Source organism: Pseudomonas lopnurensis, from assembly GCF_015070855.1.
In the GTDB taxonomy this organism is placed as follows: Bacteria; Pseudomonadota; Gammaproteobacteria; order Pseudomonadales; family Pseudomonadaceae; genus Stutzerimonas; species Stutzerimonas lopnurensis.
Genome location: NZ_JADDIX010000055.1, coordinates 13,650 through 25,382 on the forward strand (window position 1 = coordinate 13,650; position 11,733 = coordinate 25,382).

The window sequence follows — 11,733 nt, forward strand, 5'->3', positions numbered from 1 at the left end:
CGGCGCCGCCTGGATCGACAGGCTGCCGGGGGCGTAGACGATGGCGTAGTTGTCCGCGCTCAGGCCGGAGACGGTGATGGAATAGGTGCCGGCATTCATCGCGCCCTGGCTGGTGCCGCCGTAGCCTAGCGTACCGCCGAGCACCGAGCTGTCCTCGCCATTGACGAAGCCGCTGTAGGTCACTCCGTTGCCACCGCTCCAAGCCACGCCATCGTAGGGTTTGCCTGCATCGTTGGCGGTGACGGTGAGGGCGGCCTTGTCGATGATGTAGTTGTTGGTATCGGCGTAAACGATGTCGTAGCCCTGCTGGTCGGAATACAGGCCGGACAGGGTCAGCCCATGGCCCTGCGTGTAACTGCCGGCATTGTCGGAGTCGGTGCGGTAGGCGGCGTCGCCCTGTAGTATGGCGCCAGCCAGGTCGGTGGTGTAGGTGAAGTTGCCGCTGGCGACGTTGCCGTCGTAGGTCTTGCCGAAATCACCGTTGGCTTCGACGGTCACCGCGGTCAGGAAGCCGCGCAGCAGCGGCGCGCTGCTGCCGCCGTAGATGCGCCACACGGTGCTTTCGCCGCCCGTGGCGGAGATGTCCCAGCTCCCATAGCTGTTCAGCGATTGCAATTGCGCAGTGGTGAGGCCGATCGCATCGAGGGCGCCGCCGCTGCCGGTGGCGTTGGCACGCCCGCGGTCGAGGTTCCAGCGAACCTGTTCGATGGTGCCGGAGCCTTCGCCGGCCACCGCGCCAACGACGTAGTTGCCGCTCACCTCGGCATCGGCGTAGGCGAAGCGCAGCACGCCGTAGTTGCTGCCGACCAAGCCACCGTTGAAATTGGCGGTGGCGGCGACCCGGCCGCTGAAATAGGCATTGGTGATGCTTGCACCGCCGTTGTTGCGGCCGACCAGCCCGCCGGTATAGTCGCGTCCGGCCACGGTGCCAGTGGCGAAGACCTGGTCGAGGGTTCCCTCGTTCGATCCGGCGACGCCGCCGACGCGGTCGTCGCCGGTGACCGTCACGCTGCCATCGAAGCCGGCCAGGACGATGTCGCCCTGATTGTCTCCGACGATGCCGCCGGTCTGGTAGCCGCCGGCCACGCTACCGTCCACCCGCACGTTGTCGATCCGACCGTTGTTGATCCCGGCCAGCGCGCCGGTATTGCTGCTGCCGCGCACGTCCACGGCGCTCAGGCGCAGGTTCGCCACGTGGCCGGCATTGACGCCGAACAGGCCGACCCCGCTGTCGCCGGTGGCGACGATGGAAAGGCCATCGATGACATGGCCCTGGCCGTCCAGTTCGCCGCTGAAGGCGGCGCTCGCATCGCCGATGGCGAGGAAGCCCCGGCAATTACCGCTCACACAGTTCCAGTCGGCCGTACCGGAAGCGTCGATGTCGCCCGCCAGCACGAAGTCCGAATTCAGGAAGCCGTTCATGCCCTGCAGGCCGTAGACGTCGGTCAGCCGGTAGGGATCGGCGGCGCTGCCGTTGCCGCCTGCCACACGCAGGAAGCTACCGCCGGCGAGGCGGAAGTCGATGGCGCTGAAAGCCGGCAGGCTGGCGGCGTTCTGTGTCCAGGCGCCGTTTTGCAGGGTGAAGGTGCCGACGTCGACGGCCGCCGCCGCGCTGATGGCGTTACCGGCACTCAGGCTCAAGCCGCCATTGCGGGCCGTGATGGCCGAGTCGATGTGGATGTCGTGGCCTGCCTGCAAGGTCAGGGTACTGGCGCTGCTCCAGGTCACCGGCACTTCGACGTGGATGTCCCCGACCTGAGAGCCGGTGCTGCCGGTGGTGATCAGCACATTGCTCGTCTGCAGGTTGTTGACGATGTGGTCGACGTCGATCTGTGAGTCGGCGGTGATCGGTGTGTAGGTGCCGCCCGCATAGCTCCAGTCGGAGTCGAGAAGGTCGGTGATGCGCACGTTGTACGGGTCCAGCAGCAGCGTGCCGGTAAGGCCCCGCCCGGCGCGCAGGTCCGCCGTGCCGGTGAAGGCCAGCAGCGCCTTGCCGGAGACTTCGGCGTTGCCGCCGTCGCCACCCTGCGCGCCGCCGGTGGCGCTGATGTGGCCGGCGTAGGTGGTTTTCTCATCCGCCCAGACCACCACGGTGCCGCCGTTGCCTTTCTGTGTCGCGTTTGCCTTGAGGGTGCTGGCCGTGTCCACCGTGGTGGTCTGGGCGCGGGCCAGTTCGCCCGAACCCTGCCAGTCGCCGCCGATCTTGATCGAACCGCCGCCGCTGGCACCGGAGGCATCGAGCGTGGCGCCGACGAGGGCGATGTTGGCCCCCGTCACTTCGATGGTGCCGCCCTGGCCGCTGGCGGAACTGGCGTCCAGTGTCCCCGCCACTTGCACTAGGCCGCTGTCGCTGCCGTTCAGCACGATCTTGCCGTCCTTTTCACCGAGGGTGCGGGCCTCGATAACCCCGGTGTTGTTGACCACGGTTTTCAGCAGGGCTTCGCCGGCGTTGGCGGTGAGTAGCACCTGGCCGCCGTCGGCCTTGATCAGTTGGTGGTTTTCTACCAGCGCATCGACCAGCGCCTCATCGACCTGCACGTTGAGCAGGCCGTCGCCGGCGAAATCGAGGGTCACGGCATTGCCCGCCGCCAGGGCCACCGTGCCCTGGTTGGCGATGATCACGCCGTTGTTGCTGACGGTGCCGCCGAGCAGGGCGATGCTGCCGCCGTCGGCTGCGGTGATCTGGCCGTTGTTGATGACGCTGGCATTGCTGCCGTCGCCCTTGAAGCGGTAGTTACCCGCTTCGAAGTCGCTGTTGCTTATATCCAGCGTGGAAGCCACCAGGCCGCCGACGTTGACCAGCGCGCCCTGGCCGAACAGCACGCCGTTGGGGTTGATGATGAACACCCGACCATTGGCATCGAGTTGGCCCATGATCTTCGAGCCGTCTGCACCGAGCACGCGGTTCAGGGCAATCGAGTCGGTGCCCGGCTGGTTGAAGGTCACCTTGTTACCGGCGCCGATATCGAAGCTTTGCCAGTCGATGGCGAGCTTGTTGCTGGCCTGGTCGATGACCATCTGGCTGTTCGAGGGCGTGCCGATCTGGCCGCTGCCGAGAACCACCTGTCCGCCGCTGGGCAGGTCGGTAGCGAAGGCCCAGGGCGCCAATGTGGCCAGCCCCAATCCCAACGTTGCGCCGCGCGCGGATTTGCCGCGCCGTGCAGCGTGCTCGCTGGCCACCGTCCAGCCGCCCAGCGCCTGGTTCCAGACCACTCTGAAGACTCGGTTCATGCTCCCCCCTTCCTTGAATGTGCTGTCAGCTGCTCGTCGCGCGCTGGCTCGGCACGCGCGAGGCAATCCTCTCCAGGCCGGCGGCGCCGGCGCGGTGAACATTTGCAGCCCACCAGCATAGGAAGGGAGGGAAGGTATTTCTTGATCGAAATTGCCGTTTTTGGGCGCCGAACCCTGTTTCAGTCCTCAAGCCCGATGGTCACGTCCAGCCATTGCTTGCCGCTGGCGTTCAGCCAGGGTGGTTGGTAATAGCGCTCCAGGGAGCTCGGCCCGCCAGCGGCGAAGCGCTCGCCGGAACGAAGGCCCCAGACGGAGCCGAGGATGCGGTAGACGGGAAAGATGTGGTTGTAGGGCGCACGGTGCTCCAGGCAGGCAAAGCGCACGGCGGGAAGGGTCAGCCGCGAGAGAGCCGGGTGCGTGCGGTCGAAGCCTGTGTCGACGATAGCGCAGTCGTAACGCACCAGGTCGTTGGGGGTGATTTCCGGATTGTCCTGCACGATGCCGACGGCCTGGAGCTCATCCAGCGGGAAGCCGGCGCGGTCGAGAAGCTCGGCGAAGTGCCGCCAGTTGTCCTCGACCTGTGCATAGCTGCCATAGAAGCGCATGGCCAATACAGGCTGCGCCACGAAGTGCTCTACCCGCACTTGGTCCACCCGGGGCTCGTCCTCCGGAGCCAGTGGCGTAGAGGCCTGGCGGGCGAACTGGCGATATTGCGTGGGCACCAGGCCGAACTGGCGGTGGAAGGCGCGGATGAAGGCTTCATGGCTGGCATAGCCGGCTGTCAGGGCGATCGACAGCACTGATTGCTGAGTGATGATCAGGAAGATCGCTGCGCGTTCCAGGCGGGTGCGCCGCAGATATTCGCCGGGGCTTTCGCCCATGACGTCGAGGAAGCGGCGTTGCAGGCGTGAGCTGCTGAGGTGGGTATGGACGGCGATCTGCTCCAAGGTCAGCGGTTCATCCAGCGTTTCCTCTATCAGGCGCACGGCCTTGATGATGCGTGGGTCTTCCAACAGGCGTGGCGGCGGTTTCTCGCGCTGATAGGGGGCATAGGAGCCGGCTGGCGGGCTGTCGAACAGCAGCGCCCGCTCCTGCTCGATCAGTCGGGCCGTCATGGTGGCGGAAGGCTGGCTGGCAACCGTTTCTGCGGGCTCCATGGAACGTGACTCCATCTGATAATGAGTGCGTCCCACGCTAGCAAATAGCGAGCCTGTCCAGGCGACTCTACGAACAGGCGCGCGTGACCAGCTTATTTTTCATCAGTAAGTCGGGGTGAAGCGGCAACGGCCCGGGCTTTCCGGTCATTTCGCTTTGTATCGCCCGCTCGTGCCGGTTTTGTAAATATCCTTTCAGTCAGGCGCGCAACAGCCGAACCGTCAGGCTCTTGATGTAGCGCGTCTCGGCGATTGCCGGGTGCACCGGATGGTCCGGGCCCTGGGCACCGCGTTCGAGCAGCTGGATGTTGCGGTCCAGATGGCGGGCGCTGCCGAGCAGGATGTTCTGCAGGTCGTCCTCGGGCAGGTGCATGGAGCAACTGGCGCTGACCAGAATACCGTCCTTGGTGAGCAGGCGCATGGCGGTTTCATTGAGGCGGCGGTAGGCGGCCTCGCCGTTCTTCAGGTCCTTCTTGCGCTTGATGAAGGCCGGCGGATCGGTGATGACCACATCGAAGCGCTCCTCGGCATTCTTCAGCTCCTTCATCGCCTCGAAGGCATCACCCTCGACGCAGGTCATTTTTTCCGCCACGCCGTTGAGCGCGGCGTTGCGCTCGACGCCATCGAGGGCGAAGGCCGAGGCGTCGACGCAGAACACCTCGCTGGCGCCGAAGGCCGCAGCCTGCACGCCCCAGCCGCCGATGTAGCTGAACAGATCGAGCACGCGCTTGCCCTTGACGTAGGGCGCCAGCCGCGCGCGGTTCATGCGGTGGTCATAGAACCAGCCGGTCTTCTGGCCCTGCAGTACCGGGGCTTCGAACTTCACGCCGTTCTCTTCCAGCGCCACCCATTCGGGCACCACGCCGAAGGCGGTGTCGACGTAGCGTTCCAGGCCTTCGGCATCGCGGGCGCTGGAATCGTTCTTCCACAGCACGCCGCTGGGCTTGAGCACCTGCACCAGCGCTTCGAGCACGGCGTCCCGGTTGCGTTCCATGGTCGCCGAGGCGAGCTGGACCACGAGGATGTCGAAGAAGCGATCGACCACCAGCCCCGGCAGCAGGTCGGAATCGCCGTAGACCAGGCGGTAGCAGGGCTGCTCGAACAGCCGCTCGCGCAGGCTCAGGGCCACTTTGATGCGGTGCACCAGCAGCGACTTGTCCAGGCTGTGCTTGAGGTCGCGTGACAGCAGGCGGGCGCAGATCAGGTTGTTCGGCGACACGCCGACGATGCCCAGCGGCTTGCCGCCGGCGGCCTCGAGGATCGCCTGGTCGCCGGCGGCGAAGCCCGACAGCGGCGTCGCCGCGGTGTCCACCTCGTTGCTGTAGACCCACAGATGGCCGGCGCGCAGACGGCGATCGGCATTGGCTTTGAGGCGCAGGCTGGGCAGGGTCATCGGACGGGCTCCCGGAAAAAGGCGGGTATTCTAAACGAGAGCGGCAAGCTGCAAGCTTCAAGCGGCAAGAAAAAAAGCGGGAGGGCCGACAAGGGCACCGACCCGGCGAGCGGGGCTGCGGTGGATGTAAACAGCGACATCCACCCTACGATCCTTGCAGCTTGCAGCTTGCAGCTTGCAGCTTGCAGCCGTCAGTCCGCCAGCGCCTTGATCAGCGCCTCGCTGAAGGCCGGGATGTCGTCCGGCTTGCGGCTACTGATCAGGTGGCCGTCGACCACCACCTGCTCATCGACCCAGTCGGCGCCGGCATTCTTCAGGTCGTCGACCAGCGACGGCCAACTGGTCATGCGCTTGCCGCGCACCAGGTCGGCGGAAACCAGCAGCCAGCCGCCATGGCAGATCACTGCGATGGTCTTGTCGGTGCGGGCGGCGTCGCGCACCAGCTCCTGGGCCATCTCGTCGGTGCGAATGGTGTCGGAGTTGACCACGCCGCCGGGCAGCAGCAGCGCGTCGTAGTCTTCCATGCGGATGCCGTCGAAGGTGTGGTCGACGGTGAAGGTGTCGGCCGGGGTGGTGTGGTTCCAGCCGGTGACCTTGCCTGGCTTGGCGGAAACGATGTCGACCCGCGCACCGGCGTGTTCGAGGGCCTGCTGCGGGCCGGTCAGCTCGACCTGCTCGAAACCGTCGGTCACCAGTGCCGCCACGCGTTTGCCTGTGAGGGGATGAGCCATGGATGTGCCTCCGTCTTTTTCCCGGGCCCGCGGAATGCGGGTCACTTGAAATCGGACCAGCTTCTCGGCCAAAGTTCGCATCTCGCGTGCCGCTGGCACTTCGCCTTGTCCTTCTCTTTCCGAGCGCCTCGCCATGGCCGTCGAACTCACCGCCGAACAGATACAGCGCGTGTTGCAAGGCATCAGCGTGCCGCCGCAACCGCAGATCATGGTCGACCTGCAGATGGAACAGGTCATGCCGGTGCCGGATCTCAAGGCGATTGCCCGGCTGATCGGCCAGGACCCGGGGTTGTCCGGCGCGCTGCTGAAGATCGTCAATTCGCCTTATTTCGGCCTGGCCAACCGCATCGCCTCGATTCAGCAGGCGGTCAACCTGCTGGGCTGCGATTCGGTGATCAACCTGATCAACGCCCAGTCGATCAAGGGCGAGATGAGCGACGAGACCATCGTTACGCTCAATCGCTTCTGGGACAGCGCGCAGGACGTGGCCATTGCCTGCCTGACGCTGGCCAAGCGCATCGGCTACCAGGCGGCGGACGAGGCGTACGCCCTGGGGCTGTTCCACAACTGCGGCATCCCGCTGATGCTCAAGCGCTTCCCCGGCTACATGGCGGTATTGGAAGAGGCCTATGCCAGCACCGGGGCCGGGCAGCGCATAGTCGATATCGAGAATCGCGTGCTCAGCACCAATCATGCGGTGGTCGGCTATTTCACCGCCAAATCCTGGAACCTGCCGCTGCACCTCTGCGACGCCATCGCCAACCACCACAATGCGCTGTCGCTGTTTACCGATGATTCCGGGCGTGATGCCCAGATCAAGACGCTGCTGGCGATCCTCAAGATGGCCGAACACATCTGCGCCTGCCATCGCGTACTGGGCGATCAGCCCGAGGATCACGAGTGGGCAAGCGTCTCCCACCTGGTGTTGGACTACGTCGGCCTGTCGGAATACGACTTCCTCTGCCTCAAGGAAAGCATCCGCGAGTTGGGGGTGGGCTAGAGGCGGTTGCAGGCCACAGGCTGCAGGTGGAAAGCGCTTGCCGATGCCGGGCGAGGCCTGCAACTGACTCGTCTCAAGCCTCAAGCCTCGCCCCATGCTAGGATCCGCCGCCTGTACCCACCCGCTTCGTCACCGTCATGCCCGAACTCCCCGAAGTCGAAACCACCCGCCGCGGTATCGCGCCGCATCTGCTTGGCCAGCGCGTCAGCCGCGTGATCGTGCGTGATCGGCGCCTGCGCTGGCCGATCCCGGAAGATCTGGATGTGCGCCTCAGCGGCCAGCGTATCGAGGCGGTGGAGCGGCGCGCCAAGTACCTGCTGATCCGTTTCGAGGCCGGCACGCTGATCGCCCATCTGGGGATGTCCGGCAGCCTGCGTCTGGTCGATGCCACGCTGCCGCCGGCCAAGCACGAGCACGTCGACCTGCTGCTCGAATCCGGCCAGGCGCTGCGCTACACCGATCCGCGCCGCTTCGGCGCGCTGCTGTGGAGCGACGACCCGCTCAATCACGTGCTGCTCGCCAGTCTCGGCCCGGAACCGCTCGGCGAGGCCTTCGATGGCGACCGGCTGTTCCGGCTGTCGCGTGGGCGCAGCATGGCGGTCAAGCCGTTCATCATGGACAACGCCGTGGTGGTGGGCGTCGGCAACATCTATGCCAGCGAGGCACTGTTCGCCGCCGGCATCGACCCGCGCCGGCCCGCCGGCAGCATCTCGCGGGCGCGTTACCTGAAGCTGGCCGAGGAGATCAGACGGATCCTCGCCATGGCCATCGAGCGCGGCGGCACGACGCTGCGCGACTTCGTCGGCGGCGACGGCAAGCCGGGCTACTTCCAGCAGGAGCTGTTCGTCTACGGGCGCGGCGGGGCGTTCTGCAAGCGCTGCGGCGCGACCCTGCGCGAGATTCGCCTCGGCCAGCGGGCCAGCGTCTACTGCGGGCGTTGCCAGCGTTGAAGCCGGCCGCAGCCCGGGTCGGCATCTGCCCGGGCATTGACGGCGTTCACGCCCGGTGCGCCCTGGCCGCTGCTATAGTGGCCGTCACAACTAAAATTTGCCGCGTTTCGCACAGCTGAAGGACCACACCATGAAAGCGTTCCGCTCCACCGCTGTTGTCTTGGCTCTGACCACTGGCCTGCTGGCGCTGCCGGCGCAGGCGGAAACAGTGCAGCAGAACACCAGTGGCGATCCCCTGTACACGGTCGAAGCGCCAAAGGCCTTTTCCATGGTCGGTGACCTGGTCATCGCCCGCCCGCTGCTGATCGCCGCCACCGTCATCGGCGCCGGTGCGTTCGTCGTCAGCCTGCCGTTCACCGCGCTGGGCGGCAACGTCGGCGAAGCCGGCCAGGCGCTGGTGGTCGAGCCGGGCAAAGCGGCCTTCGTCCGCTGCCTGGGCTGCACCACCAGCGGCTACGACGCGCGCAATTGATCGGCGTCATCCGCGCCGCGACCGGCAGGGGCTGAGCCTTCCGGTCGTGGTGTCGTTGCAGTAGGCTTCGCCTCCCATTCCGCGCCGCGAAGCCCCCGCCTTGAACAGACGCTCCGTCAAGATTGTCCTGCCCGTAGTCGGCGTGCTGGCCCTGTCCTGGTCGTTCTGGGCCAGCAGTGGCTGGCTCGAGCTCTGTGCCGGCTTGGCCTTGTTCCTGTTCGGCATGCAGTGCCTCGAGGAAGGCCTGCGCGAGCTGGCCGGCAGCAAGCTCGAACAGCTGCTGGCGCGCAGTACCGCGACGCCCTTCAAGGGGCTGATGTTCGGCATCGGCGGCACCATGTTGCTGCAGTCCAGCACGCTGGTCTCGTTGCTCACCATCGCCTTCATCAGTACCGGCCTGATCAAGCTCGCCGGTGGCATCGCCATCCTCTTCGGCGCCAATCTCGGTTCGACCACGGGCATCTGGCTGCTGGCGCTGGCCGGGCAGAACATCAGCCTCAGCCCGCTGGCCCTGCCGCTGCTGGTATTCGGCGTGCTGGCGAGCTTCACCGGCGACAAGGGCAAGGCCGCCGGGCGCATCGTGCTCGGCATCGCCTTCATCTTCCTCGGCATCGATCAGATCAAGAGCGGCTTCTCCAGCTTCAGTGGCGCGATGGACCTGTCCGCCTACCAGGCCGGTGGCCTGGCCGGGCAGCTGCTGTTCGTGGCGATCGGCCTGTTCGCGACCGTGGTGCTGCAATCCAGCCACGCCACCCTGATGCTGACGCTGACCGCCCTGGCCGGTGGCCAGCTGGATCTCGGCCAAGCGCTGGCGACCGCCATCGGCGCGAACGTCGGCAGCAGCATCACCACCGCCTTCGTCGGCTCGCTCGGCGGCAACCGCAGCGGTCAGCGCCTGGCGCTGGCGCATGTGCTGTTCAACATCACCACTGCCGTGCTGGCATGGGTGATGCTGGTGCCGCTGACCTGGCTGGTGCAGTGGCTGGCTACCCCGCTGGGCCTGGGTGACAACCAGCTGATCCAGTTGGCGCTGTTCCATAGCCTGTTCAACTCCATGGGCGTGTTGCTGTTCTGGCCCTGGCAGACGCAGTTGGCCAACCTCCTGCTGCGCGTGCTGCCCGAGAAGGCCGAGCCGGCGGTGCTGATCACCGAACTGGCGCCGACGCTGCCGGAGCGGCTGACCCACGCGCGCTATCTCAGCGAGCGTGCGCTGGATTCGGCGGATGCCGCCGCCAGCGCGGTCGCCCAGGAGCTGCAACACCTCGGGCGGCTGAGCCTGGAAGTGATCTGCCATGCCATCTACCTGCCGGTGGAGCAGTTGCGGCAACAGGGGCGGATCGACGAGGCGCTGATCCGCGCGCGCCCCGAAGCGCAGGCGCTGGATGCCGAGCAGCTCTATCAGCGCCATATCAAAGGCGTCTATGCCGACCTGCTGACCTTCATGGGCCGCCTCGAACTACCGCTGGACGAGAGCCACCAGGCGTTCTGGCTGAGCTGCCAGGTCGCCGCCCTGCAACTGGTGGATGCGGTCAAGGATGCCAAGCACCTGCAGAAGAACCTCGGCCACTACCTGCGCCAGGACGAGTCGGCCGCACGCCAGGCCTACGTCGAACTGCGCCGCCACCTGCTCGAGGCGCTGCGGGAAATCCGCACGCTGAACCACTCCGAACTGCCTGACGAACGCTGGCGCGAGCGCCTGAACTGGCTGGACGAGCGCGCCGCGCAATTCGACGGCGCGTTCCGTCAGCGCTTGTTCGAGTCGGTGCGCAACCAGAAGCTGGACGGCCTGCAGACCAGCTCGCTGATGAACGACCTGGGCTACGCCAGCCGCATCATCCAGAGCCTGCGCAACGCGCTGCTGCTGGGCGAAGGGTACGAGCTGACCCGGCAGCTGCGGCAGTTGGCCGAGGACGATGGGCCGGTCATTGTGCAGGTGTGAGGGGCGGCACCCGCAGCGCCCGGCCGATTCCGCGCGGATCGCTGGCGGCTTGTACCCTGCCGCTCGGCTTGTGCCAGTAGAGCACCTGCTGGTTGCCGTAGTCGCGTTCGATCAGCCTGGGGTGGTGGCCGCGTGCGCGTAGCGCTTCGAGTTGCGCGGGGGTGAAGGCATCGGCCTCGTACTGCAGCACGTCCGGCAGGTACTGGTGGTGGTAGCGCGGCGTGGCCGGCCAGGCCTGCACCGGCTCCCCGTCCAGGTAGGACAGGGCCGAGAGCAGCACCATGCTGGGAATGCGACTGCCGCCCGGGGTGCCGAAGGCGGCGAATTCCTCGGCGCTTTCGATGAAGGTCGGGCTCATGCTCGACAGCGGGCGCTTGCCGCCGGAGATGGCATTGGCACTGCTGCCGTGCAGGCCATAGGCGTTGCTGCCGTCGATCTCGGCGGCGAAATCGTCCATCTCGTCGTTGAGCAGCACGCCGGTGCCGGGCACGGTGAAGGCGGCGCCGAACATCATGTTCAGCGACAGCGTCGCGGCCACCGCGTTGCCGTCGCTGTCGATCACCGCGAAGTGGGTGGTGTGCTCGCCCTCGCGCCAGGGCGGCGCCGGCGGCAGCGTGCGGCTCGGGGTGGCGCGTTCGCGGTCGATGCCGGCGGCGAGCCGGTCGAGGTAGCCATCGGACAGCAGCCGGGCCAGCGGCGCGGCGACGAAATCCGGATCGCCGAGCAGGGCGCGGTCACGGTAGGCGCGGCGCAGGGCCTCGACCACCAGGTGGCTGCGCTGCAGCGGCTCGGCCTCGTGCCAGGACAGCCGCTCGAGCATGCCCAGGCTCTGCGCGACGATCATGCCGCCGGCCGAGGGCGGC

General features: G+C 66.6%; 9 protein-coding genes (1 of these 9 cut by a window edge). 4 read left to right on the forward strand and 5 right to left on the reverse strand.

All coding sequences use genetic code 11. The features are described 5' to 3' along the window. The 4 genes from IN820_RS10525 to IN820_RS10540 form a co-directional block, all read right to left on the reverse strand. On the reverse strand, positions 1 to 3,333 hold the 5' portion of the coding sequence (locus IN820_RS10525) for a two-partner secretion domain-containing protein (RefSeq protein WP_456239176.1). 150 nt of this gene lie to the left of the window's left edge; only the first 3,333 of its 3,483 coding nucleotides appear in the window; its start codon is at positions 3,331 to 3,333; its stop codon lies beyond the left edge, outside the window. A 77-nt stretch (positions 3,334 to 3,410) separates the two neighbouring features. Then, positions 3,411 to 4,388 (reverse strand): AraC family transcriptional regulator, encoded by a 978-nt coding sequence (locus IN820_RS10530; protein ID WP_193680933.1) that lies wholly within the window; start codon positions 4,386 to 4,388, stop codon positions 3,411 to 3,413. Positions 4,389 to 4,584: 196 nt separating this feature from the next. Further along, positions 4,585 to 5,778 (reverse strand): class I SAM-dependent rRNA methyltransferase, encoded by a 1,194-nt coding sequence (locus tag IN820_RS10535; RefSeq protein ID WP_193680934.1) that lies wholly within the window; start codon positions 5,776 to 5,778, stop codon positions 4,585 to 4,587. 191 nt (positions 5,779 to 5,969) lie between these two features. After that, positions 5,970 to 6,509 (reverse strand): type 1 glutamine amidotransferase domain-containing protein, encoded by a 540-nt coding sequence (locus IN820_RS10540; RefSeq protein ID WP_193680935.1) that lies wholly within the window; start codon positions 6,507 to 6,509, stop codon positions 5,970 to 5,972. A 187-nt stretch (positions 6,510 to 6,696) separates the two neighbouring features. Here IN820_RS10540 and IN820_RS10545 point away from each other — a divergent pair, with 187 nt between their 5' ends. The 4 genes from IN820_RS10545 (at position 6,697) to IN820_RS10560 (ending at position 10,870) form a co-directional block, all read left to right on the forward strand. Continuing rightward, complete coding sequence (locus tag IN820_RS10545) at positions 6,697 to 7,509, forward strand: HDOD domain-containing protein (RefSeq protein ID WP_193681007.1); 813 nt, start codon at positions 6,697 to 6,699, stop codon at positions 7,507 to 7,509. A gap of 137 nt (positions 7,510 to 7,646) precedes the next feature. Continuing rightward, positions 7,647 to 8,459 carry a bifunctional DNA-formamidopyrimidine glycosylase/DNA-(apurinic or apyrimidinic site) lyase gene (gene mutM / locus IN820_RS10550; RefSeq protein ID WP_193680936.1) on the forward strand — a complete coding sequence of 271 codons (813 nt, stop codon included), beginning with the start codon at positions 7,647 to 7,649 and terminating at the stop codon, positions 8,457 to 8,459. A 130-nt stretch (positions 8,460 to 8,589) separates the two neighbouring features. Further along, on the forward strand, positions 8,590 to 8,931 hold the full coding sequence (locus tag IN820_RS10555; protein ID WP_193680937.1) for a multidrug transporter: 342 nt from the start codon (positions 8,590 to 8,592) through the stop codon (positions 8,929 to 8,931). Positions 8,932 to 9,031: 100 nt separating this feature from the next. Continuing rightward, positions 9,032 to 10,870 carry a Na/Pi cotransporter family protein gene (locus IN820_RS10560; RefSeq protein WP_193680938.1) on the forward strand — a complete coding sequence of 613 codons (1,839 nt, stop codon included), beginning with the start codon at positions 9,032 to 9,034 and terminating at the stop codon, positions 10,868 to 10,870. On the opposite strand, the gene IN820_RS22610 is transcribed toward IN820_RS10560, so the two are convergent. Next, on the reverse strand, positions 10,854 to 11,733 hold an 880-nt coding region (locus tag IN820_RS22610; RefSeq protein ID WP_235989128.1), incomplete at its 5' end, for a gamma-glutamyltransferase. The genes IN820_RS10560 and IN820_RS22610 overlap by 17 nt on opposite strands.